The sequence below is a fragment of the Comamonas sp. JUb58 genome, assembly GCF_004364775.1.
Lineage (GTDB): Bacteria > Pseudomonadota > Gammaproteobacteria > Burkholderiales > Burkholderiaceae_C > Comamonas.
In genome coordinates, this window is record NZ_SOAL01000002.1 from 239,368 (window position 1) to 265,042 (window position 25,675).

The window sequence follows — 25,675 nt, forward strand, 5'->3', positions numbered from 1 at the left end:
CCATCTACCAATATAAAAACTATCAGCAATAGACAAAATCGATTGGTTTGGGCAAAAAAATTTCTTTGCAGGACGACCTCGCATAGCGCGTTGGGTCACCCCACAAAGAACAGATTTTTCAGCGCAAAACCAAAGACGCCATTATCGGTACGACGTTAAAAAATGTATCGATGCCTAAGTTAACAAAACATTAAGAAACATTTGTTGTAGATTCATTAACAATCTATTGACAATTGACCCTGGGTAAACCAGAACGACCCGCGCAAAAAGGCTCCTGCACGAGGACCCCTTGGGGGTGGAAGACAGCAGGCCGGCTGCGGCTGTCTGCAGGACTGTTAAAGCTTCAAAATGCGCGCCGCATTGTCATGCAGCAGCTTGGGCAGCACGGCCTCGTCAAAGCCCAGCGCCAGAAAGTCGTCAATGCTCTGGCGGATGGGGCGGAAGGGGTAGGACGAGCCAAACAGCAGCTGGTCGCCCAGGAACTGGTTGGCGGCCTGCACATAGGCCTGGCTGCCGGGCTGGAACACATACATGTCCGGCACCAGGTAGACATTGGCATAGCGGAAGGCCAGGCCAATGGCCTCCTGCACGCGCGGCCAGTAGCCGTGGTAGACGACCAGCGGCAGATCGGGAAAGGCCTGCGCCACCTTGGCCAGGCGCGCCGGGTCGTTGAAGCTCGGGTCCGGCGTGGTCGGGCCGCTCATCAGGAACAGCGGCACGCCCAGGGCCTGCGCACGCTCATAGATCGGCCAGTAGACAGGGTCATCGGGATGGCGCGCCGGGTCGCCAAAGCCGGGCTCCAGGTCGATGCCACGCAGGCCCAGCACCTTGATGGCGCGCTCGATCTCGTCCAGCGCCGCCTGCTCGCCCTGCAGCACCGGGTCGACCCCGGCAATGCCCAGCAACTCGCGGTGGCCATGCACGATCTGGTGGATGGTGTCGTTGGGCAGGTGCTGCGAAGGCGTGTGCCGCCCCACGACCACGGCCTGGCTCAGGCCGGCATCGCGCACCGCCTGCAAAAAGCCGTCCTGGGTCAGCGATTTCTCAAAATGCGTGTCGCTGCCGCGCGTGCCCACGCGCCGGTTCAGCCAGCGGGCGGTGTCATGCTCGGGCGAGCCGGGCGTTGCGCCAAAAAAGTTGTGCAAGAACGCTGGCCGGCAGCGCATATCGATCACGGGCAGGCTCATGAAGCCGACTCCTTCCATTGTTGAACACCACGAACATCAAACGCGCCGCCGGTCTGCGAGCGCGCGGTGGTCACGCTCTTCTTGCCCAGCAGCGGAAACACCAATTCGGCAAAGCGGATCGACTCCTCCAGGTGCGGATAGCCCGACAGCACAAAGGTATCGGCGCCGATCTCCATGTACTCGCGCAGGCGCTCCGCCACGGTGGCCGCATCGCCCACCAGCGCAGTACCGGCACCGCCGCGCACCAGGCCCACACCGGCCCAGAGGTTGGGTGCCACCTCCAGCTTCTGGCGGTTGCCGCCATGCAAGGCCGCCATGCGCGCCTGGCCGACCGAGTCCATGCGCGCATAGTTCTGCTGCGCCTTGGCAATGTCGTCGTCGGTCAGCTTGCTGATGAGGCGATCGGCATCGGCCCAGGCCTCCTCATTGGTCTCGCGCACGATCACATGCAGGCGCACGCCCAGGCGCAGCTGGCGGCCGGCAGCGGCGGCACGCGCCCGAATATCGGCAAACTTGCGCGCCACGGCCTGCGGCGGCTCGCCCCAGGTCAGGTAGGCATCGACATGCTTGGCCGCCAGGTCATGGGCCGCGTCGGAGGAGCCGCCAAAGTACAAAGGCGGATAGGGCTTTTGCAGCGGCTCGAAAAAGTTCTTGCCCTGCTTGACCTTGAAGTACTTGCCCTCGTGGTCCACCGTCTCGCCGGCCAGCAGGCGCCGCCAGATGCTCAGAAACTCATCGGCATAGGCATAGCGCTCGTCGTGGGCCAGAAACACGCCATCGGCCTCCAGCTCGGTGGCATCGCCCCCGGGCACCACATTGAGCAGCAGGCGCCCGGCCAGCGCCTGGTCCAAGGTAGCGGCCTGGCGCGCGCTGGGCACCGGCATGCCCAGCGAGGTGCGCAGCGCCACCAGCAGCTTGATGCGCTGGGTGACCGCCACCAGGCTGGATGCCACCACCCAGGGGTCCAGGCAGGAGCTGCCGGTCGGGATCAGCAGCCCGTCATAGCCCAGGTTCTCGCTGGTGGTGGCAATGCTGCGCAGGTACTCGGGCGTGGGCTGGCGGCCAAAGTCCGAGGCACCCAGGTAACGGGTGTCGCCGGACGTGGGCAGGAACCAGAACAGCTCCGGTGGGGATGAGGTAGAGGCCATGGCAAAGGGTCAGGGAGGCTGCAAGGCAAGGGGCGTGCAGCAGACGCCGCAGGGCATGCTGCGCCAGCCCGCCGGCAGCGTATGCAGGCGGGTGGCGTTTAAAAGAAGCCCGAACGCGCTCAGGCGGCCTGGCGCTCCAGCGCATGCAAGGCAGGCTGGCTGCTGCGCTGGGTGTGCGCCAGCGCGCTCAGCACCGGCACCGCCAGGTCCACGGCCAGCGCGATGTGCTTGTGCAGCGCTTCGCTCACCACCACACCGTTCTGGATGTCTTCGGGCGTTGCATAGACGCCGATCGGCAAGGTCAATGCCGAGAAGAAGCCGAACAGCGGGCGCAGCTGGTGGTCCAGCACCAGCGAATGGCGCGGGCTGCCACCAGTCGCGGCCAGCAGCACGGGCGTGCCCTGCAGCGCATGCTGGTCCACCAGGTCAAACAGGTGCTTGAGCAGGCCCGGCAGGCTGCCCCGGAACACCGGCGAGCCGACGATCAGGAAGTCCGCCGTCTCGATCGCCTCCAGCACATCACGGGCCTGGGCAGACAGCGCATCCTTGTACAGCACCGGGCCAATGTCGGCCACCAGATCGACCAGGTCGATATGGCGCACATCCAGGCGCACGGCCTGGGCGGACTGGCCCAGGGCCTGACCCAGTTGGAGGTGCAAGCTGTCCAGCAGGCTGCGGGTGCGCGAAGGCTTGCCCAGGCTGCCATTGACGATGACGGTTTTCAAGATGCGGCTCATGTTCATTCCAGTCGTTCACACGCAAGGGGCCAGGGCCCGGCCTATCCGGGTCGCTGCCTCCAGCGTCAAGACAACCATTACAACCACTGCGCCGCCTCAGGCCAAGGAATGAAATCTCATGTTCTTATGCGTTTTTTGCTGCGAGGCCCACCTGCCAGAAGTAGACCGGCTCCGCGCCGTTGAGCAGCATGTCGCCCACCGACTTGGCCTTGTAGATGACCGGGTTGTGTGAGGCCAGGGTGCGGGCATTGCGCCAGTGGCGGTCCAGCCTTAAACCTTCAGCCAGCGCGCTCGATCCGCCCACATCGAACATGCGGGTCGCCGCCTGCAGCACCGCATCCACCACGGCAACCTGGGCCTGGGCCGCACGCAGCTCCAGCGCATCGAGCTGGGCCTTGTCGGCGCGCGCCTGGCCGGCCTCGGCACTGCGCAGGATCGGGCCCAGCGCCTGGGCCACATCGCACACCACCAGCTCGCTCATATAGGCGGTGCTGGCCAGCTGGCCCACGATCTGCTGCACCAGCGGATCGTCCTTGGGCAAGGCCGCAGCCCCGTGGCTGAAGACGCGGCGGCGCGCCTGCACATAGGCCAGGGTGTCGCGGCTAAGCGCGCGGGCAATGCCCGCCAGGCTCGCCAGGTGGAACAGCTGTGCAAAGGCCACGATGGGCGAAGGCTCGCCTGCGCGGAACTGCAGTACCGCATGCGCGGGCACCTGCACATCGCGCAGCAGCGTGGTGCCCGATCCGGTCAAGCGCTGGCCAAAGCCGCGCCAGTCATCGAGCCGCTCCACGCCGGCCGCATCCCCCGCTACCAGCGCATGCACCGTCTGATCCGGCTGGCCCGGCACCACCGCGCGCGCCAGCACGCTGATCCAGTCGGCATACAGGCTGCCGGTGCTGTAGAACTTCTGGCCGTTGAGCCGCCACTGGCCAGGCGCCGCAGCATCAGGCACCAAGCTGGTCTGCAGGCTGCCGACGGCCCCCTCGCCCACCTCGGTGGTCGCGTTGCCAAAGGTGGCGCCCTGGGCCACCAAGGGCAGCCAGTGGCGCTGCGCCTCGGCCGTGCCTTGGTAGAGCACGCGGTCCACAAACAGAAAATGCGGCCGCAGGATCTGGGTCAGGTTGGGATCGGCCTCGGCCAGGTCCACCAGCAAGGCCACCAGTTGCTCCAGCGTCGCGCCACTGCCGCCCAGGCTTTGGGGCAGGCGCAAGGCGGTAAAGCCAGCCTCGCGCAGCCATTGCAGCGGCGCATGGGCCAGGCTGCGGCTGTGCTCGCGCTCGGCCGCCCCTTCGGCAATGCGTGCAAACACCGGCGCAAAGCGCTGCTGCAGATCAGCCAGGCTCGGGGAGCTGGCATCGCTCGCCTCGGGCGCCTGGCGTGTCAATGTGGCTGCAGTCATGGTGCGGCCTTCGCGGTGTTCTTCCAGGGCAGCGAATAGAGCTTGGCGTCATCGGCGAACGAGGCGCTGATCTGCTTGGCGACGGCCGGCGATGCCTGGTAGAGCTGCACGAACTGCGCAATGCGCGGGTCCTGCTTGCGGTCGCTGCGGGCCACAAAGCGGATGGCATAGTACAGATCATCGACGGTGGAGTACAGCAGCGCGCGGCTGGCCAGTTCGCGCTGGCCGGCGTTGACCAGATGGGCCGGATAGCCCTGTGCCAGCGCTACATCGTCGATCGCCCGTACCAGCTGCGGGCCCTCCACCTCCAGCAGCTTGAGCTTGCGCGGGTTGCTGACGATATCGTTCACGCTGGCCTTGGCGCCCACGCCGGGGCGCAGGCTGATGAGCCCGGCCGTTTGCAGCAGCAGCAGACCCCGGGCCTGGTTGACCGGGTCATTGGCCACCCCCACCGAGGAGCCGGCCGGGATGTCAGCCAGAGACGCATACTTTTTGGAATACAGGCCGATATTGGGCAGCAGGCCCACACCCACGCTCTCGATCTTGTAGCCCCGGTCGCGGATCGCATTGTCCAAAAAGGCCTGGTGCTGGAAGTAGTTGATATCGATATCGCCGGCATCCAGCGCGGTGTTGGGCGCGGTCCAGTCGGTGAACTCGATCACCTGCACATCGAGCCCGGCCTGGCGCGCCGCCTTGGCAGCGACCTGGACCGAATCGGCCAGCGAACCGGGCGTGACCCCGATTTTCAGCGGAGCGGCCACGGCGGTAGCCATAACGGCACCGGCACCCAGCGCCAGCAGGTATTTTTTCAGCGCAAACATCGTCATCGTCTTTCCTTCAGTGGGTGGCTGGCTTACTTCAGCCAAGGCAGGCTGTAGAAGCGGCTTTCATTGGCGTAGGAGGCATGGATCTGCTGGCGCACCGCCTGGGATTGCTGGTAGATATCGATGAATTTGTGCACCCGCGCATCCTTCACGTTGTCGGCCCGCGTGACAAAGTGGATGGCCCAGAAGGCATCCGATCCGACGCTGTAGTACAGGCCCTGGCGGGCAGTCTCCAGCTGGCCCGCCTGCAGCAGGCCGCCCAGGCTCACGACGGTGATGTCGGCATCGTCGAGCGCCCGCGCCAGCTGGGGCCCGGCCACCTCGATGAACTTGAGCTTCTTGGGGTTGCTGGCGATGTCGTCGATCTGGGCCAGCTGCGGCGCATTGGCGCGCAAGGTCAACAGGCCCGCATCGCGCAAGGTGGCAATGGCACGCGCCTGGTTGGAGGTGTCATTGGCCAGCGCCACCTTGGCGCCCGTGGGCAGGCTGTCCAGGCTTTTGTAGCGCTTGGAGAAGATGCCGATATTGCCCCTCGAGCCCACGGCCACGGCGCGCAGATCCTGGCGGTTTTCGCGGTTGAAGGTGTCGAGAAAGGCCTGGTGCTGGTAGTAGTTCAGGTCCAGGTCGCGGTTGACCAGCGCGGTATTGGGCAGGGTCCAGTCGGTGAACTCGACGATCTGTACCTCCAGGCCCTGGGCCTTGGCCTCGCGCGCGGCAATCTGGGCCGAATCGGCCAACGAGCCGGGCGTGACGCCCACGCGCAGTGGCTGGGCCTGGGCAGCACCCAGGGTGGCGAGCGACAGCAGCAGGGCTGTCAGAGCGGGGAAAAACTTCATGGCTGCTTTCAAAAAATCTCGGTGCTGGCGATCAGGCCGCAGTGCAGCGCTGCTGCGCGCCGGGGTGGTTGGCGGGCAGGCCATCGCCACGGCCAAACAGCTTGTGGCGCAGGCTGCCCTCTTCGTAGCGTGTGCGGTAGCGGCCCCGGTTCTGCAGCTCGGGCACGGCCAGGCTGGCAAAGTCCTCCCAGGTCTCGGGCACGACGATGCGGGTGAGATTGAAGCCATCGATCTCGCCCACATCGATCCAGCGCTCCAGCGCATCGGCCACCTGCTGCGGGTCGCCCACGATGGTGTTGTAGCGGCTGCCCAGGCTGAACTGTTCAAGCAGCTTGCGCCGCGTGGTCAGGCCCTGCTGCTGGGCGGCCTGCACGGCCGACTGGATGGCATTGCCCTGGCCGTAGACGATGGGCTCGTCCAGGTCGTACTGCGCAAAGTCCACACCGGTGCTGGCGGCAAAATGCGCCAGGCCGCCTTCGGCACTGGCATAGGCCAGGTAGTCGGCGTATTTCTCCTCGGCCTCGGCCTGGGTGGGCGCCACCACCACGGCCGCGCCCACATAGATCTTGATGTCATCGGGCCTGCGCCCGGCGGCCACGGCGGCCGCACGCAGCTTGCGCGAGGCATCCCTGGCCGCCTCCGGCGTGCGCGCGCCGATAAAGATGCCCTCGCCATGCTGGCCGGCAAACTGCAGCCCGCGCTGCGAGGTGCCGGCCTGGAACAGCACCGGCGTGCGCTGCGGCGATGGCGCGCTCATGTGGATGGCATTGGCGCGGTAGAACGGGCCCTCATGCACGACAGGGTGCACCTTGTCCGGCAGGGTGTGGATGCGGCGCGCCTTGTCGGCGATCACGGCGCCGTCTTCCCAGCTGCCTTCCCAGAACTTGTAGGCCAGCGCCAGAAAGTCATCGGCGCGGTCGTAGCGGCTGTCATGGTCGGCCAGGCCGTCCTGGCCCAGGCCGCGCGCGCCGCTGTCCACATAGCCGGTGACGATATTCCAGCCGATGCGGCCATTGCTCAGCTGGTCCAGGGTGCTGACATCGCGGGCAAAGGTGTAGGGCTGGTGCGCGTTGACGGTGGCGGTCAGGCCAAAGCCCAGGTGCTCGGTCACCGCCGCCATCGCCGATACCAGCAGCCAGGGGTTGTTCACCGGCAGCTGGATGGCCTCGCGCAGGGTCAGGTCCACGCCACGCTGGTAAACGTCGTAGTAGCCCACCACGTCGGCGATGAAGATGCCGTCGAACAGCCCACGCTCCAGCAGCTTGGCGATGTCGGTCCAGTACTTGAGCGTGTGGTACTGGGTGGACTGGTCGCGCGGGTGCGTCCACAGCCCGTGGTGGATATGTCCCACGCAGTTCATGTTGAACGCGTTGACATGCATGTGTTTCTTGTCAGTCATGGCCGGTGTCGGTGAAGGAGCTCAGAGAACGCGGAAGGTCGGGCGCAGCATCACCACGAGGGGATGACCACGCCGTTGAAGGCCTGCTGGATGTAGCTGCGCACCTCGTCGGTGCGGTAGGCCGCCACCAGCTGCGGCACCCAGGGCGCATCGCGGTTTTTCTCCTGTACGGCGATGAGGCAGACATAGGGGCTGTCCCCGCCCTCCACCAGCAGCGAGTCCTTCGTGGGATTGAGCCCCGCCTTGTAGGCATAGTCGGCATTGATGGCGGCCAGCTCCACATCGTCCATCGCGCGCACCAGCATGGGGGATTCCAGCTCGACAAAGCGCAGCTTGCGCGGGTTGTCGGTGATGTCCTGGGTCGAGGCAAACACGCCCTTGATCGGATCGATGCCGGGCTTGAGCTTGATGAGGCCGCCCTTCTCCAACAGCAGCAGCACGCGCCCGCCATTGGCCGGGTCATTGGGCAGCGCAATCTGCGCACCCACCGGCACATCCTCCAGCCGCTTGTAGCGCTTGGAGAACAGTGCAATCGGCCCCACCCAGGTGCGGCCAAATCCGACCAGCTTGTAGCCGCGTGCACGGATTGCCGCTTGCAAAAACGGGCCGTGCTGGAAGCTGTTGGCATCCAGGTCGCCCGCATCCAGCGCGGCATTGGGCATCACATAGTCGCTGAAGGACACGATCTCGATCTTGAGACCATAGTCGCGCTCAGCGACCTTTTTGACCGCCTCGAACACCTGCTCATGTGGGCCTGAGGTGACCCCCACTTTCAGCACCTTGGTCGTCACCGGTACCGCTGCCTGGGCCGTGCTGCGCCAGGCCCCGGTGGCCAGCGCGGCACCAGCCGCCAGCGACGAGGACAGAAAACGCCGGCGTTGGCCCGGCAGCGGAGAAGAGGGGTTCTGAGACATGGGGAGTTCCTGGGTGGCGATCAGGCCAAGGCCTGGGCGTATGGCGTAGAGAGAGCTGGCGATGCCTGGGCACCACCGCCTTGGATGGACTGGCGAAACTGCTGCGCATGGTGCTGGGCTGGCAGGCGGTCCCCCAGGCCAAACAGCTTGTGGCGCATGCTGCCGGGCGCATAGGCGCTCTTGTGCAGGCCCCGCGACTGCAGCTCGGGGACGACCAGGTCGATAAAGTCGCCAAAGCATTCGGGCACGACGGTGCGGGCCAGGTTGAAGCCATCGACGCCGGCCTCCTCGACCCAGGACTGCATCTCGTCGGCAATCTGCTGGGCATCGCCCACCACGGTGGCATAGCGCCCGCCCAAGGCCAGCTCATCGAGCAAATCACCCAGGCGGTAGTCCTCGCGGCCATTGGCCAGGCGCTTGATCGAGTTCTCGATTCCATTGCTGCGGTGCTGCTGCAGCAGTGGCGTGTCGCGCTGGTAGGTGGAGAAATCAATGCCGGCCGTGGCAGACAAATGCGCCAGCGCAGCTTCGGGGCTGGCATAGCGGCAGTACTCTTCGTACTTTTCCTGGGCCTGGCGTGTGGTGGCGCCCACCACGGGGGTCATGCCCACCAGCACCTTGATGTCGCCGGGCTGGCGGCCGGCACGCACGGCCTCTTCGCGCAGCTGGCGCACCAGCGCCGCGGTGGCGGCCTTGTCCTGGATGGCCATGAACACGCATTCGGCATGGCGCGCCGCAAACTGCAGGCCCCGGCCGGAGCTGCCCGCCTGCAGCAGCACAGGCGTGCGCTGCGGCGATGGCTCACTGAGGTGGTAACCATCCACCTGAAAATGCGGGCCGCTGTGCTGCACGCGCCGCACCTGCTGCGGATCGGCATAGATGCGGCCTGCCCGGTCGCGCCGCACGGCGCTGTCGCTCCAGCTGCCTTCCCAGAGCTGGTAGAGCACGTCCATGAACTCATCGGCACGGTCATAGCGCGCATCGTGCGCCAGCTGCTGCCGCTGGCCCATGGCGCGGGCGGCCGAGTCCAGGTAGCCGGTGACGATGTTCCAGCCGATGCGCCCCTGGGTCAGGTGGTCCAGGGTAGAAAAGCGCCGCGCCAGCAGATAGGGCTGTTCGTAGCTGAGGTTGACGGTGACACCAAAGCCCAGGTGCTCGGTCACCGCCGCCATTGCGGGCACCACCAGGGTCGGGTCGTTGATCGGCAGTTGCACCGATTCGCGCAGGGTCACATCGACCGACTGCTGGTAGGTATCGTAAGCACCGATGATGTCGGCGATGAAGAGCCCATCGAACAGGCCGCGCTCCAGCTCCTTGGCCAGGCGGGTCCAATAATCCAGACGGTGGTAGTGGCTCGATTGGTCGCGCGGATGCGTCCACAGCCCATGGTTGATATGGCCCACGCTGGCCATGTTGAAGGCATTGAGGATGATGGGCGCCCGCGCGCTGGCGGGGGTGCTGGCCATCACAGTGCTCCGTGGCGCGGGGGCAGCACGCCGCTCAACGCATAGTTGCCGATGGCATGGTATTTCCAGCGCACGGGATCATGCAGGGTATGGGTGCGCACATTGCGCCAGTAGCTGTCAAATCCATGCTCGGCAAAGGTGGCCGAGGTGCCGCCCAGCTCCAGCAGCTTGTTGGCCGCCAGCAGGCCGGCCGTATGCGCCAGCGCACGTGCCTGCGCCACGGCCACCGAGGCAGCAGCCACGGTATGCGCCGTGGGCTCCTGCTGCGCAGCATCGACCAGGCTGCCTGCGCGCCGCAGCAGCGCCCGCGCGGCATGCAGGCGCAGCTCCACATTGCCCAGCGCCTGCAGGGTCAAGGGGTCATCGCTGGCCTGCGCCACGCCGGCATCCACCCAGGCGCGCGACTGGCTGCGCACAAAGGGCAAGGTGGCGCGCAGCGCGCCCTCGCCAATGCCCAAGTCGATGGCGGCATGGATGATCTGCGCAAACGGCCCGATGGTGCTGGGGCTGTCAAAGCTCGATTGGAAAGGCACGATCCAGGCCTCGTCGATGGCAACGTTCTCCAGCAGCACCGAGCCGCTGCCGGTGACCCGCTGGCCCATGCCGTCCCAGTCGTCGATCACCGTCACGCCCGGCGCCGTGCGCGGCACAAACACCATCACGCTAACAGGATCCTGGCCGGCATCGATGACCTGCATGGTCTGCACCGGAATCCAGTGCGCAAAGATGGCGCCGGTGCAGTAGAACTTGCGGCCGTTGAGCACCCAGCCCGCGTCACCCCGCTCCAGCCGCGAGCGGCGGCGGTAGTCGCGGTGGCCGATCTCGGACAGGGCATTGCCAAAGCGCTCGCCCGCCTGCACCCGCTCGTAGAAAAAGCGCTGCTGCGCCTCGCTGCCGCCCACGCGCAGCACTTCCAGCGCATAGAAATGGTTTTGCGGAATATGGCCCAGCGATCCATCAGCTGCCGCCACGGTGGCGATCAGCTGCGCCACCGTCCAGGCGCTGGCCTGCAGGCCACCATAGGCGCGCGGCACGGTGATGGCCCAGAGGCCGCTGTCGCTGTAGGCCTCGATTTCTGCCCAGGGCAGGCGGCGCTCGCGGTCGCGCAGCACCGCATCGCCGGCCCAGGCATTGGCCAGCTGTTGGGCTTGTTGCAGGGCGGCCTGCTCGCTGGCAAACACGGGCGGGCGCTGGCGCGGTGCGGGGGCGGGTGCTACCGGGTTGGCAGCGGCGATCACGGGGGGAGAGGTAGTCATGGTGCTTGCTCGGCGGCGGGGCGGCAGCGGGCTGCCGGCCTGCGCATCAAAGTCGTTGTGCGGTGCGGCGGCTCAGTTCCACTGGTGGCGGCGCGGTGCGCGGCCATTGAGCAGGTAGTTGCCCAGCAGGTGGTATTTCCAGCGCACCGGGTCGTGCAAGGTGTGCACGCGGGCATTGCGCCAAAAGCGGTCCAGGTTGTAGCCGGCGCGGGCCGATGAGGTACCGCCCAGCTCCAGCAGGCGCTCGCTGGCGTTCAGCGCGGCCTCGGTGGTCAAGATCTTGGCGCGCGCCACGGCAACCGATGCCTGGGCGCTGCTCTCGTCCGTGACGGGTTGCGCAGCAAATGCATCGAGCTGCTGCGCGGCATCCAGCAGCACCTCGCGGGCCGCATCCAGCTCCACCTGCAGCTGACCAAACTCCTGGATGATGTAGGGGTCCTGCCAGGCATGCTCGACACCCGAGTGCACCCAGGCACGGGTCTTGTCGCGCACAAACTGGCGCGCCTCGTCGAACGCGCCCTGGGCAATGCCCATGTCGATGGCGGCCTGCAGAATCTGGGACACCGGGCCGGACAGGGTCGGCCGGTCCTTGAGCGCATGCAGCGCAATCACATCGCGCGGCTCCACCTCAACATCCTTCAGCACCACACCACCGCTGGCGGTGGTCTTCTGGCCAAAGGCGTTCCAGTTGTCGATGATCTGCAGCCCCGGCGCCGTGCGCCGCACCCAGACCTGCACGGGGCGCTGCGCCTCGTCCTCGGCGCGGAAAGGCACCCAGTGGGCGAACAGCGAGCCGGTGGAGTAGTAGCGCGTGCCGTTGACCAGCAGCCGGCCATCGGCCGTCTGGCGCAGGCTGGCGGTGGCATCGCTCAGCTGGGCGGCGCGGCCCTTGCGCTCAGGCCCGGCATTGCCCAGCCGGTGGCCGCTCAGCACATCGGCAAACCAGCGGCTTTGCTGCGCGGGGCTGGCGGTATCGCGCAGGTTCTGCACCAGCGCAAAGTGGTTCTGCGGAATCTGGCCCAGCGAGGCATCGGCCGCGCTGATGCTGGCAAACACCTGCACCACGGTGTGCCAGCTGGCCTGCAGGCCACCATGGCTGCGCGGCACGGTGATACCGCCCAGGCCGCTGGCGGTGTAGCGCTCGATCTCGTCCCAGGGCAAGAGGCGTTCGCTGTCGCGCCGGGCCGCGCCACCGCGAAAGCTCTCGGCCAGCGCGGCGGCCACTTGCAAGGCCTCGGCCTCGCTGCGGATCTGCGCGGGCTGGCTGGGCGGCAAAGGCAGGCGGGGTGGGGAATCGGCGGGCAACGCTGCGCCCTGGGCAACCGCTGAAGTCATTCGGTGCTTTCTGAAGGGTTCGGAGAGAGAAAGGCCAGAGACGCGCCCTGGCCTGCAGACCACGGCAGGCTGCCGTGGCGGGCCGCGTTCAGCGGCTGCGCAGCCAGTGCGCCACGCGGTCGCCGGCGGTCTGCACGATGGTGACCAGTGCAATCAGCACCGCAATCACGATCAGCATCACCTGGGTGTCAAAGCGCTGGTAGCCGTAGCGGATGGCCAGGTCGCCCAGGCCACCGGCCCCCACCGCGCCGGCCATGGCCGACGAGCTGATCAGCGCCACCAGGGTGATGGTGAAGCCGCCGATGATGCCGGGCAGGGCCTCGGGCAGGTAGACATGGCGCACGATGTCCCACTTCTTGCAGCCAATCGCCTGCGCCGCCTCGATCAGGCCGGGATCGACCTCACGCAGGCTGACCTCGGCAATACGCGCAAAGAACGGCGTGGCGCTGATGGCCAGCGGCACAATCGCCGCCCAGACACCAATCGTGGTACCGGTGACCAAACGGGTGAACGGAATCAAGGCCACCAGCAGCACGATGAAGGGCGTGGCCCGGAAGCCGTTGACGACGCTGCCGACAGCCCGGTTGGTGCGCGGCGACTCCAGAAAGCCGCCCGGGGCGGTCACGATCAGCAGCACGGCCAGCGGAATGCCCGCCAGCAGCGCGATACCGGCCGAGGTGGACACCATGATGAAGGTGTCGGCCAGCGCCTTCCAGTAGCGGTCGATGGAAATACTCAGTTCAAACAACATAGCCCAGTACCCTGATTTCATGTGCGATGGTGGCGGGGCCTTGCGTCAGCGCGGCCCAGTCGTTGCGGGCGGCAGCACCATCGATGGCGATGATGAGCTGGCCCTGGGCATGGCCCTGGATGCGGTCCACACCGCCGTGCAGCAGGCGCACCTTGGCGCCCAGTGCCTCGGCAATGCGGGGAAAGTCCGGCTCCAGGCCGTCATGCCCGCTGTAGCCCAGCTGCAGCACCTGCTCAAAGCGGCCGGTGCCGGGCGCTTGTGGTTGCAGGCGCTGCTGCAGGTCATCGGGCACGCCATGGCGCAGCGGTGCCAGCAAGGCCTGGGTCGCGGCATGGCGCGGGTTGCCAAACACCTGCCAGACTTCGCCCAGCTCGGCGATCTCGCCCTTCTCCAGCACCAGCACCTGGTCGGCAATCTCGCGGATCACGCTCATCTCATGGGTGATCAGAATCACCGTGATGCCCAGGCGGCGGTTGATGTCGCGCAGCAGCGCCAGGATGGCCTGCGTGGTTTCCGGGTCCAGCGCCGAGGTGGCCTCGTCGCAAAGCAGAATCTCGGGCCGGGTGGCCAGTGCACGGGCAATGCCCACACGCTGCTTTTGCCCGCCGGAGAGGCGGCTGGGGTAGGTCTTGTGCTTGTCCTGCAGGCCCACCAGGTCGAGCAGCTCGGTCACGCGCTGCTGGATCTGCGCAGCCGGCACACCGGCCACCTTGAGTGGCAGGGCCACGTTCTCGAATACCGTCTTGGCCGACAGCAGGTTGAAGTGCTGGAAGATCATGCCGACACGGCGGCGCAGTTGCACCAGGCCGGCTTCATCCAGGGTGCCAATGTCGACACCATCGACCAGCACCTGGCCGCTGCTGGGCTCTTCGAGCCGGTTGATGGTGCGCAGCAGGCTGGACTTGCCCGCGCCGCTGCGGCCAATGATGCCGAAGATGCTGCCCGCGGCAATGTCCAGGGTGATGTTCTGCAGCGCAGGCACCTCGCCCGCCGACGAGCGGTAGACCTTGCCCAGATCGCGGAACACCACGGTGCCTAGAGCGCTGGGAGCACCTGCGGCAGCGTGCTGTGCGGCTGGCGCGTCGGCGCTGCTCGCGCTCAAAGGCGTGGAGCGGCCATCGGCAGCCGGTTCGGACTCGGCCTGGAACTGCTTGCGCAACACGTTGGATACAGCGGATATCGCCATGCTCTTCTCCTGCTATCGCCGTGCCTTACCAAGGCAAGGTGTACAGCTTGGGGTCGTTGTTGAACTGCTGGCTGATCGCCTGCTTGACTGCCGCAGAGTTCTGGAACACCTGGACAAACTTGCGCAGCTTGGGGTCGTCGGCGCGGCTGGTCTGCGCGACAAAGCCCATCGCATAGAAGCGGTCGGCAATGCCCGAATAGGCCAGGGCCTTGCTGGCTTGCTCCTTCTTGCCGGCGCTGACAAAGTAGCTCGGCCAGAGCACGGCCAGGTCCACATCGGGCAGCGAACGGATCAGCTGCGGGCCTTCGACTTCGTAGAAGCGCAGCTGCTTGGGGTTGTCCGTGATATCGGCCACCGTGGCGCCGGGTGCATCACCGGTGCGCAGGCGGATCAGGCCGGCCTTTTGCAGCAGCGCCAGGCCGCGGCCCTGGTTGACCGGGTCATTGGCAATCGCGACCTTGGCCTTGGCCGGCACATCGGCCAGCGACTGGTAGCGCTCGGAATAGATGCCGATGTTCTGCAGCAGGCCCAGGCCGACAAACTTGAGCTGGTAGCCGCGCTCCTTGATGACGTTGTTCAAAAAGGCCTGGTGCTGGAAGAAGTTCAGGTCCACATCGCCGTTGTTGACAGCCTCGTTGGGCACCGTCCAGTCGGTGAACTCGACCAGCTCCACATCCAGGCCCTGGCTCTTGGCATCTGCAATCACCGCCTTGATGGCATCGGCCGTGGCCCCTGGTGTGGAGGCGACACGGATCTTGTCCGCCGCCTGCGCCAGTTGCCACCCTCCCAGCATGGCCGCTGCTGCAATCGCAGCCACCACGCGTCTGTTGATCTTGTTCGTCATGTTTTTCTCGCTTGCTTTTCTTGTTGGATGAAAGGTCGGTAGCCCGCCGCGCTTACTTCTTCAGCCAGGCCAGCGTGTAGAGCCGGTCGTCATTGCTGAAAGACTTCTTGCTGACCGTGCGCACGGTCGGGGAGTTTTGGTAGATGCGGATGAACTTCTGCACCACCGGGTCGTTGACCCGGTCCTTCTTGACCACGAACTGGATCGCGAACTGCTCGTCCTCGATGCCCGAGTACGCCAGGCCGCTCGATGGATCAAAGGCCTTGGCCGCGACGATGAAGTGCGGGTAGCCCTGGGCGATATCCACATCGCCGGTGATGCGCACCAGCTGCGGCCCTTCGACCTCGACAAAGCGCAGCGACTTGGGGTTGGTCGCAATGTCATTGATGGAGCCCAGATAGCCCACGCCCCGCTTGAGCGTGATCAGGCCCACCTTCTGCAGCAGCAACAGGCCCCGGCCTTGGTTGACCGGGTCACTGGCAATGCCCACCTTGCCGTTGCTGGGCACATCGGCCACGTTCTTGTGCTTGAGCGAATAGAGGCCCACATTGGCCAGAATGCCGGTGCCTGCGCTGGCCAGTGCATAGCCATTCTTCTTCACCGCGTTGTCCAGAAACGGCTGGTGCTGGAAGTAGTTGATATCGATATCGCCGTTGTTGACCGCGACATTCGGCGTGGTCCAGTCGGTGAACTCGATCACCTCCACATCGATCCCCTGGGCCTTGGCATCCTGCGCGGCCGCATTGATGGAATCGGCATAGGCACCGGGCACAACAGCGATCTTGAGCTTGTCTGCCGCCACAGCCGGCAGCACGGCCACAGCAATGGCAGCGGAGATCAGCACACGCTTGAAACTCTGAAACATGGGACGTCTTTCTGGAGGTAAAGACTGCGCCATCACATGGCGGCAGCAGCAACGAAGCCTCCATTGGAGCTTTCGGGCTGGCTTTGCACCACGAAGAATTTCAAATATGGATATGAGAAGTCTGTGCTGGGGGCTTAGGCGCTCAGGCTGGGATGCCTTCCGTCAGAAAACATGCGTGGGGTGGCCGATGAAGTCGAGGATGGTCTTGTTCGGGCGGTGCTCTTTGGAGTGCCTTGCGGTGGTTCTAGCGCGGGCTCGCTGTGATCGGCGCTGGATCTCTGCTGGGGTGAATGTTGGAGAGGGGAAGGGGGTGCTTCATCCGCTTTGGTGAGAGGGCGATGAGACGCATGCTTGAGCTGTAGTTGAGTAAGCGCGGCGTTTGGGTATCAAGCCCCATCGGACCTATTCATCGCCCCAGGAGCGCTTTACAAGCTGGTAGCAGCCGAACTGCATCCTGAATGGTGAAAGCTTTATAGGTAGGCCTGTCGAAGACTTTGTAGGCAGCATCGCTGGTATGTATGAGAGCCCCGAATTACACCTTTATATTCAGAACTGCAATAATTTTAGGGCCAACAAACCAAAGAACAATAGTTATCGCGAATCTCGCCCAGGCGGATTCAATCCACCAAGCTATTAACTCAAACCCTAAAAATGCCTCGAATAAAAAAGACAATTAATAGAAAACATGCATGCAGCACACTGACCACCTGGAGTCTTTTGAAAAATGTTAATTCAGGATTATCGTGCATTCAGCGCTCTGCAAACCTACTCATCTACTCTAGACAAGTCAAACCACGAAAACAGCATCGCCTCTACAATAAGCCGCCGCATTTGTGTATAAAAGCACCTCAACGATCACAATTTCGACGCGTGCTTTGTAGTTGCAACCAGACTTCATCAGCATAGGCTTTTCTTTTTTCATTCTTAATTTTATTAGTATAACGAGCCCATTCACCTGCGGTTATGCTGCAGTTCATCGCCAATGCAATAGTTGCACTATCTGAGATTACTCTATCAGCGTTGTATAAATTTTCCTCAAATATTGGCACATACCCATTTTTGCCAGAAAAAGCAAGAATCAATATCGCACGAGACACATTTTGGGGATATTTAGACTTAACCGCTTTTTCAGAGAAATTCAAATACGATGCAATGTCACGATTAATTTACTGATTACTCACACCTTGCACCACGTAGCTGGCAATCATTAACAATAAAGCCTCTTGGTCTCTGCATCGCGAAATCCTGGCAGGGATCCCGACCAGTAACCATCCATCAACTTCAAATAGCTCTTATTTATTGGACCTTGTTTAAGGATTTCATTGCCAATTTTCCATGCCTTCAGATAGTCGTTATTAGAAACAGCTTTTTCAAAATCAATTGAATTACTTTCACTCGAAGCCAGATCAGAATTTACAGCAAGTGCTTTAAAAGAAGCAAGCGAGATTGTCAATAAGAAAATTATTAACAGTGTGGACTTTTTTAATTTGAATCATTTTCATTAATCAATCTATAAACTAAGAAATGAAATTTGAATGCGAAACAGAAATCTTCTTTTTCGATTCATAAATGGTTCTCCAATCGCTGTACGCTGATGCCCGGATCGAGCTTCATAAAATACCAGCGTTTCGTATAGCGCATCCGCTGGAGTCTGAGGGGTTAATCTCCTGCAGCATTAAATGAATACACTGCATAAACTCGACTGCAAAAATAGGCCAGCCAGTGGCTTGGGGTGAATTGTGATTAGTGTCACGAACTAATGCCTGAAAGAAAGTTCAATACACCTCACCCAAGAACTTTCGCCTGTACGCGAGCTTGCAGATCTTTTCAAATCCAGTGGTCAGGCTTATTTGTTTCATGTGCAGATCATCCCATGCAGCGAGGTTGGTTGCGAGCTTTGCAGTTTTTCCCTAGCAAGGACAGGCTAACCTGCCAATTAATCCACTACCTTCTATTAGTAATAGTGAGCGATGTTGCTCTTTGCACATTGCATCCAAGTGAATTTGACCAGGGACGTTTTTATATATTCTATAAATCCAAAAAACACCTAATTTTTTATGCTCTAAAAAATCACCAGCTTTTATATGACCTAGGCTTGGGAGAAATATATCCGACAAAGTTGAGCCCTCATGCACCATAGATTCGTCACAATTTATGCTTGAATTATCTTTATTTTGCAACGCTAAAACATCAATAGCAAAGGGCTTGAAAAATCTTATAAATTTCTCATCAGAGTAATCATCTAAAAACCGTAAGCCATCCTTTCCGCTATTCAAACACCAAATATCCAGACCACCAATCACTTCATAGAAAATCTTGCGCATTGGGGCAACCATGAAACGACACTCCTCCAGACCAGAATAGTCCCCACTCAGTATCTTAAAAAAGAAATCCCGCCCTTTCAGAATAATGGCAGTTCTGAAATTCAAAAAATCAAAATAATCTTTGCAGAAATATTCGCTCCTCCCAAAATCCGCCAATTCTTTAGTACTCATTAAATTCAAGAGAACATCGAAGTCATTGAAAATGTTTATCACACACTCGTCTTCACGTTTGCTCGAGAAGGCAAGAATTTCTTTCGCGACACTCATGTAATCATCAAATTTTTGAGAGTCAGCTCCGTTAAAAATATCCCATATCATGAGATTTTCGCAAGAGGATTTATTATCAAGCACGGTCACTCCACTCCTTCGCATGGGCAATTTTGTTTCTTCCAAGCTATCCGTTTAGGTATAGTAAATAGAGGGTGCTCAGGATTTAATTTACTATTAAATATCGGTCGATTCCACAAAATAGATAGCTTCTCTCTGAAATTGCAAGTAGCTCTATTAGGAACCTCCTCCCAGTAAGTTTTTGTTATCCTGCATTGTTTGCACGCATATTTAGCAACCACTCCATCATATTCATGCTCTTTGGCTCTGCGCTCAAGGTCATTGGTGATGCCAATATATACAATATCGTCATTACAGTCCCTGTATTCATATCTGTAGCATTTTTCGTCGGGGAAAGTTAGCTGAGGAAGAGTAGGAAGAGCAATGGGAGGTGGTGGGACAGGTCGACCATCTTGCGAGCAACCTGGAACAGGATACACACATATAATTACCCCCGCCTTTCCAGAAACATCTCCGAACGACAAAGGGTTCTGATGGGAATATCCATATATATTTACTCCGCCAGCAAGACCTATAGGATCAGATCTTATATATCTCCCTGTTTGCGCAGAATACTCTCTATGTAAATTATCTGCATATTGACTCTCTTCATCCAAATATTGACCTGGAAAACGCAGGTTTACATTAACTACCTTGACCAAAGCCCTAGCCAAACCAAAACTTTCTTGCACGCCACTCCAGAAAATCTCCCCAAGTTTGTCAGTACCTAGAATGGGGGTGAATAGATGATCTACATGCAAGTAAGTATATTCAGTTGGCAAATTTGCTAAACGCTCCTTAATCGAATCTGCTTGCCAAACCGGATCCGTACTCCACAACCCCTGCTGCCCCGCAACTGGATTGAATCCATAAGCCCGTTGCAGCTTGCCATCCTTATCCAATTCCCCCATCAGCGCCTGCTCGCTGTAGATGAAGTAGGTCACTTGCGTGGCTGCGTCTTTGGTCACGCTCTTGCTGATTCTGCGGCCGAACGGGTCATAGCGGTAATGGGCTAGCGTGCCGTCACTGCTCTCGTAGGTGATCAGTCGCTCGGCGGCGTTGTAGCGGTAGGTCTTGCTGTCCTGCCCACTCGCCTCTTGCTGGGTATGTCCCTGCGGGGTGTAGCTCACCTGGGTGTCTACCGCAGGGCTTGGGCTAAACGGCGTTTTGCTAGGGTAGCGGACCATTTGGTTTTCGGCGTTCTAGCTCCAGGCGCCCGGCTGGTGCGCGCTGCTGGTGCGGTTGCCAACGGCGTCATAGCCGTAGTGTTCGCTGGGCAGAACACCACCCGGTTCTCTCGCTCGCCGTTGACGCATTCAAACGAGCATTCTGCTGTGACCCGCACGCTACACGAAGAGCACTGGCTGGGATGTCGTATCTCAGGGATAGATCAGGCATATGAGATCAAGCCGGTTCTTGTTTTGGCGGTATTCTATGAAGCGCCTTGCTGCGGTTCTAACGCGGTCTCGCGGTCCTCAGTGCCGAATCTCTACTGGGGTCTATGTTGGAGAGGGCAAGGGCTTGCTTCAGATCCGTTGGTGAGGTAGCGATGGGAAGGAGATTTGAGCGGTAGCTGACTGAGCGGAGCATTCAGCTATCAAGCCCCCTTTTGCCCATTCATCGCACTGGAAGCGCCTCCCACGCTTATAGCGGCCGAAATGCATCTCGGGCGGTGAAGCCTTGTCCTTAAGCCAATTGATCATGTGGGGCTTGCAGGTGGAAACTGGTGTTGTGATTCGATCTTGAATCCACCCTGTTTTAAAAGGATGTCAAGGAACAATTTCGAAAAGAAATGGAATTAAGGTATCTCTTTCTTCCAAACCCGAGTCGTATTTTATAAGAACGGCATAATTTTCCGCATTCAAAATTGATTGAACGGTCCCGACTCCTTTTCCAAATTTATTTTTAACTCTAGCACCGACACCAACCAATCCCAAATCAGGAATATCAATCTCACTCGCTTCAACGTCATAAGAAACCCTCTCACTTTTGAAAGAAGCTCCAAAGCGAGCCCATAAATTCGGAAGCGAGCTCTGCATTTCAAACTCACCCCAGTCGCGCCACGACCAATGATGAGTCCACTGGACTTGAGAATTTTTCTGGTGAGGAAATTGAAGCATTGCCCCCACGATTTCCTCATTAAAAATATAACTTAAATCCACTTCAAGATTGACAATTTCGTCTGGGTTTTCGATCATCAATTTATAAAATTCAAACCCTTCCCAGACAATCCACCCTCTAAAATACAAGAATAAATCATCACCCAAAAATCTCCCATTAATAATACTACCAGCACACCAAATCAAAGGCACATCGAGAGCATTTATCTTCTTTAAAAATTCATCGACAATCTCCCCACCATGATATAGATCCAGCAAATTTAGCCATAACTCAAAATCCAAAATTGATGGATTTTTATTTTTACTTTTGCAAAAAGCCAACCAATTCCAAAAAATATCATTACTCATATCAAATCCTACTGACATGGCACACAAACTTTATTCTGCCACTCTATGTACTTTCGGTACCTGGTCATTTCATCGTCTGGATTTTTACTAATATTTGCAAATGGCCTTCTTGCTTCAATTTCATCAGTTTCAGCATCGTCACACTGTTGACGGGTTGCATATTTCCTCACAACAACAAAATTCAATGGGCATAGTGCGCATTCATACGTATTTATTTTGTCTCGATTTATATGTTGTCGCTCCCTAGACCTCGGATCCTGTTGAGTAATTCCAACATAAATTACAGTCCCCTTACAATCAAGAATATAATACAAAGCACATTCATTTCCTCTGGATCGATCAGGACGACCTCTATCCGCGTCATCTAGCGATCCACTACGACCACTTCCAGAAGAACTACCCCCACCAGCAGAGCGCCCACCCTGAGAAATGCCGGCACCACCTAGCCCTCCAAACCCCCCTCCAGATCCGATTCCCACCTGAAGTCCATATGGATCAATATTAGACATCGGGTTATTGAGTACATAGGCATAAATATTCACACCTGCATTTAGACCAATAGGATCACTCTCCAAGTATCTTCCTATATTTGGCATATAATGCCGATTAAAATTATAATGGCCATTATTTTCCCCATCAAATACTTGACCAGGAAATCTTAATTTAACATTTACTAAATCATCAAGAATTTGAGCCGAACCAAACGTCTCATTGATATATCTCCACGTTATCTCCCCAAATTTTCCAGTTGCGACCTGAGGCGTCCCTAAGTGATCAGTGTGCAGATAATAGTATTCCGTTTCACTATCACTTAAGCTCCCTTTCTTCGGATCAGCTTGCCACAGCGGATCAGTACTCCAAAGTCCCTGTTGGCCTGAGACAGGATTAAACCCATAGGCTCTTTGAAAATTCCCATCTTTATCCAGCTCTCCCATCAGAGCATATTCACTGTATATATAATAAATTGTAGCACCTGCGCCACCTGCTCCATCCTTGATTGTTTTGGCAATGCGTCGCCCAAAAGGGTCGTAAAGATAGTGAGCTTGCATTCCATCTTCACCCTCAAAGTTAACTAATCTTTCTGCAGCATTGAAGCCGTATTTTCTCTGCCCTTGGCTATTGCTTTCCCTCGCAATATGCCCTTGCGCAGTGTAATCGACTTGAGTATCAAACGCGGCAGCTTGGCTAAACGGTTTTTTATCCGGATAGCGCACCAATTGGTTGTCTGCGTTGTAACTCCACACACCAGCTTGATGGGCGCTACTCGTCCGATTACCTACGGCATCGTATTCGTATATTTCAGTCGGCAACCCCAGACTTTGCAGATTTTCATCCGGCATAGCTTGGATGAGTCTATCTACACTATCGTAGCTATAGAAGATGTTACCCAAATCACTTTCTCTAGATATTATATTCCCAGCTCGGTCATACTTATACTTCAAGCTAGAGAGCACTCTACCATTATTACTATTAACTTGGATGGCAGTTATTCTTTGCAACGAATCTAATTTTATCTTTTTTTCAACTCCTGGAGCGCGAATCTCGCCAGGCGTATTCCAGATGTAATTGTTATAAACAATTTCACTACTGTTTGGCAAAGTTATCTTAACCAACCGTTCTTTAGAATATTCATAGGTTTGCACACTGCCTTCGGGGTAATTCTGACTTGCCAACTGCCCATCAGAATTGAAAGTTTGTCCCATGTTGAAATTGAGGGTGCCACTCCCGTCCACTTTCCCATAATTGACTGCATTTTGCGTAGTCCTTCCCAAACCATCTTTGGTATATTTGGCGCCGCTTATCAATTTTCCAGAGCCGTCTTTTTGCTCGTAGCTGATGAGTTGCCCATCCTTATTGAATTCATAGACAATTTGTTGGTCGAGCGTAACCCCTGCCAATTTGTGATTTTCCTCAGTAATCCTGCCCGCAACATCATAACTATATGATCGAGTATTCCCTCCTGGGTCAGTTCGCTGGATAAGTTGGCCCGTTGAGTTGTAGCCATATTGAATCTTGCCTCCCATCGGCCGGACTTCTTTAGTCTGCTTACCTGTGTTGTTATATTCAAATTTATGTGTGTTTCCGTTAGCATCTGTCAGACTAATGAGCCAATCATGTGCGTTCCAACCTTGTTTGGTCTTTTTTTCCGCAGGATCGGAACTCTCAATATTTCTGCCCAAGGCATCGTACTGCTCTAAGCTGGTTCTTCCCGCTGTATCAGTAGTTGCTACAGCCTGACCCAGAACATCATAGGTAAGGCTTTCTGTGCGGCTCTCCCCGCCACCCAGATGCTGGGTGGTCGCCGTTTCCCGTCCCCTCTGGTCGTACTTGTAGGTCTCTTTGTAGGTGGGGTACTGGGTGGCTATCAGCAGCCCTGCCTGCTCGGTGTCATCTGCCCCATATTCATAGCTGGTGGTGTTGCCCGCAGGATCCTTGGTGGCTTGGATGCGGCCTCTCTCGTCATAGGTGGTTTCCGTGACCAAGCCGCTTTGGCTGATGGACTGAATCGGCCAGCCATTGCTGTCATAGACGGTCCTGCGGCCCGCGCCTTCGGTCTCACCGGGCGCCAGGATTTCAATCACCCGGCCTCGCGGGTCATAGCGGGTAACCCGGGTGTTACCCATAGGGCTGATGACATGCGTACGCCTGCCTCTGGCGTCATAGCGGATTTGGGTGGCGTGGCCTAGCGGGTTGGTGGCCTTGGTCACATTGCCAGCGGCATCCACCTCCAGGCTGGTCGTGCGGCTCAGTGCATCGGTCTTGCTGGTTGGGGCCCCCCGCAAGTCATACGCCGTCTTTCTGGTATGCCCCTCGCCATCCGTTTGGGCGGTAACATTGCCTGCACTGTCGTACTGCCAGCTTTGGGTGATGGCATCCGCCTTGGTGGCATCCCCCGCGCCCTTGGTGCTGCTGGTGAGCTGGCTATGTTGGTCGTAGGTGTAGAGGGTGGTGCGCTGCTCGGGCAAGCCTTTGGCCTCCACCCATTCCGTCACATTCCCCTTGCTGTCATACCGCCAGGTACTCACAACCCCCAGCTGGTTGGTGTAGCTGTTCTGCCGTCCAAACACGGGCTCATAGGTGTACTTCTCCACGCTGCCATCGGGATGGGTGATTTGCAGCGGCTGGTAGTTGCTGTCGTAGGTTGTGGTGGTGTTGTAGCCCCGGGCATTGGTGTACTTCTGGTGGTAAGCGCCATCCCACTGGTTGGAGGCTGCCTTTTTGCCGTTGAAGGTGCGGCTGAGTTCATTGCCTTGCAGGTCGTACTGGGTGACGGTGGCGTTGCCCCGGCAGTCGGTGTAGGTGACTTCGAACACCCGGCGCTCGCGCAGGTAGTTGTTGGCGCCCGTTGATGCGCAGCCGCTTTGCCCGTCGAACTGGCCCACGCGCCCGCCGCCCCAGAGGTTGGCGAGTTTTTGCGTAGTGCCGCTGGTGCCTGTGGGGTCGATGGTGACGCCCTTTTTGCCCAGGCTCAGCATGGGCTCAGGCGCGGGGATGCTTTGGATGTACTGGGCGCTGATCTTGAGGCCCAGCGGGTCGGTGCGGCTGGTGATCTGGCCGTTGGCGTCGTACTCGTACTTCCAGGCGTGGCCCATGACGTCGGTAACCTGGGCCAGGCGCTGGCCCGCCCATTGGTAGCTGACACTGCGCCCGGCCAGGTCTTCTATCTTGGTGATCAGGCCGCCTGCCATGGTGACGGTGTAGATGGTCTTGTCAAAGTGGTCCAGGATGCGGGCGCTGGTGGCGCTGTCATAGGCGAAGCTGACTTTGACGCCGCTGGCGTTGGCATAGCTTTGGATGACCCCGTCTTGGCTGTAGTTGATGGTGTTGCCAAAGCGGTCGTACCACTGCCAGCCGGTGTGCTGGCCGGCCGCATCTTTGAGCCGTTTGATGTAAACGGGTGCATTGCCTTTGCTCTTGGCCATGTACAGATCGCTTTGGCCGCTGCGCTCGTAGAGCACTCCCACCCGCTCTATCACTTTGGCGTCGCTGCCCAGCGGATCGAGCTCAAAGCTGAGCGGCGCCCAGGCGGGGTTGAGCCACCAGCGGCCCTGGCTCCAGGAGCGGGCAATGTCCAAGCTGCCGCCCAGCACTTTGACACTCAGGTCGGTGTTGCTCTCTTGGTACTCGCCATTGATCCAGTTGATGCGGGGCTCGCCAGCTTTGGCGACCGGGGTGAAGCCCAGCTCGGTGTTGGGCACGAAGGCGCCTATGCCGGAGATGCCTTGGGCGGAGGCCACGCTGGCTAAGCCTAAAGCGGAGACCAGCAGGCTGGTGCGCAGAATTTTTTTGGTAGTCGAGCCGTTGAGTGCCTGTTCGCCCGCAGCTACTGCAGCCGCTGTCGCTACTGCTCGTGCTGCGATTTTTGTAGAAATCGTCATCTGTTTTTCCCTCATATCCTTTAGTCCAGG

At 59.2% G+C, this 25,675-nt stretch carries 21 protein-coding genes; all 21 read right to left on the reverse strand.

The features are described from left to right. Positions 1 to 335: 335 nt before the first annotated feature. Positions 336 to 1,187, reverse strand: coding sequence for an amidohydrolase family protein (locus tag EDF71_RS03345; RefSeq protein WP_208300987.1), 852 nt, complete (start codon positions 1,185 to 1,187; stop codon positions 336 to 338). Continuing rightward, entirely contained in the window at positions 1,184 to 2,335 is a 1,152-nt protein-coding gene (gene ssuD / locus EDF71_RS03350) for an FMNH2-dependent alkanesulfonate monooxygenase (RefSeq protein WP_133855211.1), read from the reverse strand. The genes EDF71_RS03345 and ssuD overlap by 4 nt, the downstream gene beginning before the upstream one ends. A gap of 119 nt (positions 2,336 to 2,454) precedes the next feature. Continuing rightward, positions 2,455 to 3,072 (reverse strand): NAD(P)H-dependent oxidoreductase, encoded by a 618-nt coding sequence (locus EDF71_RS03355; RefSeq protein WP_133855212.1) that lies wholly within the window; start codon positions 3,070 to 3,072, stop codon positions 2,455 to 2,457. 124 nt (positions 3,073 to 3,196) lie between these two features. Next, positions 3,197 to 4,471 carry an acyl-CoA dehydrogenase family protein gene (locus tag EDF71_RS03360; RefSeq protein ID WP_133855213.1) on the reverse strand — a complete coding sequence of 425 codons (1,275 nt, stop codon included), beginning with the start codon at positions 4,469 to 4,471 and terminating at the stop codon, positions 3,197 to 3,199. After that, the gene (locus tag EDF71_RS03365; RefSeq protein ID WP_133855264.1) at positions 4,468 to 5,292 is read right to left on the reverse strand and encodes a MetQ/NlpA family ABC transporter substrate-binding protein; all 825 of its coding nucleotides are present in this window, start codon (positions 5,290 to 5,292) and stop codon (positions 4,468 to 4,470) included. Before EDF71_RS03365 ends, EDF71_RS03360 begins: the two co-directional genes overlap by 4 nt. Before the next feature lie 32 nt (positions 5,293 to 5,324). Next, a complete protein-coding gene (locus tag EDF71_RS03370) occupies positions 5,325 to 6,131 on the reverse strand; it encodes a MetQ/NlpA family ABC transporter substrate-binding protein (protein ID WP_133855214.1) in 807 nt (268 codons plus the stop codon). Between the two features lie 31 nt (positions 6,132 to 6,162). Further along, complete coding sequence (locus tag EDF71_RS03375) at positions 6,163 to 7,530, reverse strand: LLM class flavin-dependent oxidoreductase (RefSeq protein WP_133855215.1); 1,368 nt, start codon at positions 7,528 to 7,530, stop codon at positions 6,163 to 6,165. A gap of 50 nt (positions 7,531 to 7,580) precedes the next feature. Then, complete coding sequence (locus EDF71_RS03380; protein WP_133855216.1) at positions 7,581 to 8,444, reverse strand: MetQ/NlpA family ABC transporter substrate-binding protein; 864 nt, start codon at positions 8,442 to 8,444, stop codon at positions 7,581 to 7,583. A gap of 20 nt (positions 8,445 to 8,464) precedes the next feature. Continuing rightward, the gene (locus tag EDF71_RS03385) at positions 8,465 to 9,910 is read right to left on the reverse strand and encodes an LLM class flavin-dependent oxidoreductase (RefSeq protein WP_133855217.1); all 1,446 of its coding nucleotides are present in this window, start codon (positions 9,908 to 9,910) and stop codon (positions 8,465 to 8,467) included. Beyond that, positions 9,910 to 11,166 carry an SfnB family sulfur acquisition oxidoreductase gene (locus EDF71_RS03390; protein ID WP_133855218.1) on the reverse strand — a complete coding sequence of 419 codons (1,257 nt, stop codon included), beginning with the start codon at positions 11,164 to 11,166 and terminating at the stop codon, positions 9,910 to 9,912. Before EDF71_RS03390 ends, EDF71_RS03385 begins: the two co-directional genes overlap by 1 nt. Before the next feature lie 72 nt (positions 11,167 to 11,238). Continuing rightward, positions 11,239 to 12,501, reverse strand: coding sequence for an SfnB family sulfur acquisition oxidoreductase (locus EDF71_RS03395; RefSeq protein WP_133855219.1), 1,263 nt, complete (start codon positions 12,499 to 12,501; stop codon positions 11,239 to 11,241). A gap of 88 nt (positions 12,502 to 12,589) precedes the next feature. Beyond that, entirely contained in the window at positions 12,590 to 13,252 is a 663-nt protein-coding gene (locus EDF71_RS03400) for a methionine ABC transporter permease (RefSeq protein ID WP_133855220.1), read from the reverse strand. Next, complete coding sequence (locus EDF71_RS03405) at positions 13,242 to 14,438, reverse strand: ATP-binding cassette domain-containing protein (protein ID WP_133855221.1); 1,197 nt, start codon at positions 14,436 to 14,438, stop codon at positions 13,242 to 13,244. Before EDF71_RS03405 ends, EDF71_RS03400 begins: the two co-directional genes overlap by 11 nt. Before the next feature lie 25 nt (positions 14,439 to 14,463). Further along, positions 14,464 to 15,282: a MetQ/NlpA family ABC transporter substrate-binding protein gene (locus EDF71_RS03410; RefSeq protein WP_133855222.1), complete on the reverse strand. Its 819-nt coding sequence runs from the start codon at positions 15,280 to 15,282 to the stop codon at positions 14,464 to 14,466. Between the two features lie 52 nt (positions 15,283 to 15,334). Beyond that, positions 15,335 to 16,147, reverse strand: coding sequence for a MetQ/NlpA family ABC transporter substrate-binding protein (locus tag EDF71_RS03415; protein ID WP_133855223.1), 813 nt, complete (start codon positions 16,145 to 16,147; stop codon positions 15,335 to 15,337). An 848-nt stretch (positions 16,148 to 16,995) separates the two neighbouring features. After that, the gene (locus tag EDF71_RS03420; protein WP_133855224.1) at positions 16,996 to 17,289 is read right to left on the reverse strand and encodes a hypothetical protein; all 294 of its coding nucleotides are present in this window, start codon (positions 17,287 to 17,289) and stop codon (positions 16,996 to 16,998) included. A gap of 65 nt (positions 17,290 to 17,354) precedes the next feature. After that, the gene (locus tag EDF71_RS24905) at positions 17,355 to 17,600 is read right to left on the reverse strand and encodes a hypothetical protein (RefSeq protein ID WP_166656439.1); all 246 of its coding nucleotides are present in this window, start codon (positions 17,598 to 17,600) and stop codon (positions 17,355 to 17,357) included. 457 nt (positions 17,601 to 18,057) lie between these two features. Then, positions 18,058 to 18,822: a hypothetical protein gene (locus EDF71_RS03425; protein ID WP_133855225.1), complete on the reverse strand. Its 765-nt coding sequence runs from the start codon at positions 18,820 to 18,822 to the stop codon at positions 18,058 to 18,060. A gap of 2 nt (positions 18,823 to 18,824) precedes the next feature. Then, positions 18,825 to 19,985 carry an RHS repeat-associated core domain-containing protein gene (locus tag EDF71_RS03430; RefSeq protein ID WP_133855226.1) on the reverse strand — a complete coding sequence of 387 codons (1,161 nt, stop codon included), beginning with the start codon at positions 19,983 to 19,985 and terminating at the stop codon, positions 18,825 to 18,827. A 582-nt stretch (positions 19,986 to 20,567) separates the two neighbouring features. Further along, entirely contained in the window at positions 20,568 to 21,266 is a 699-nt protein-coding gene (locus tag EDF71_RS03435) for a DUF4240 domain-containing protein (protein ID WP_166656440.1), read from the reverse strand. 8 nt (positions 21,267 to 21,274) lie between these two features. After that, positions 21,275 to 25,645, reverse strand: coding sequence for an RHS repeat-associated core domain-containing protein (locus EDF71_RS03440; protein WP_166656441.1), 4,371 nt, complete (start codon positions 25,643 to 25,645; stop codon positions 21,275 to 21,277). Positions 25,646 to 25,675: the final 30 nt, after the last annotated feature.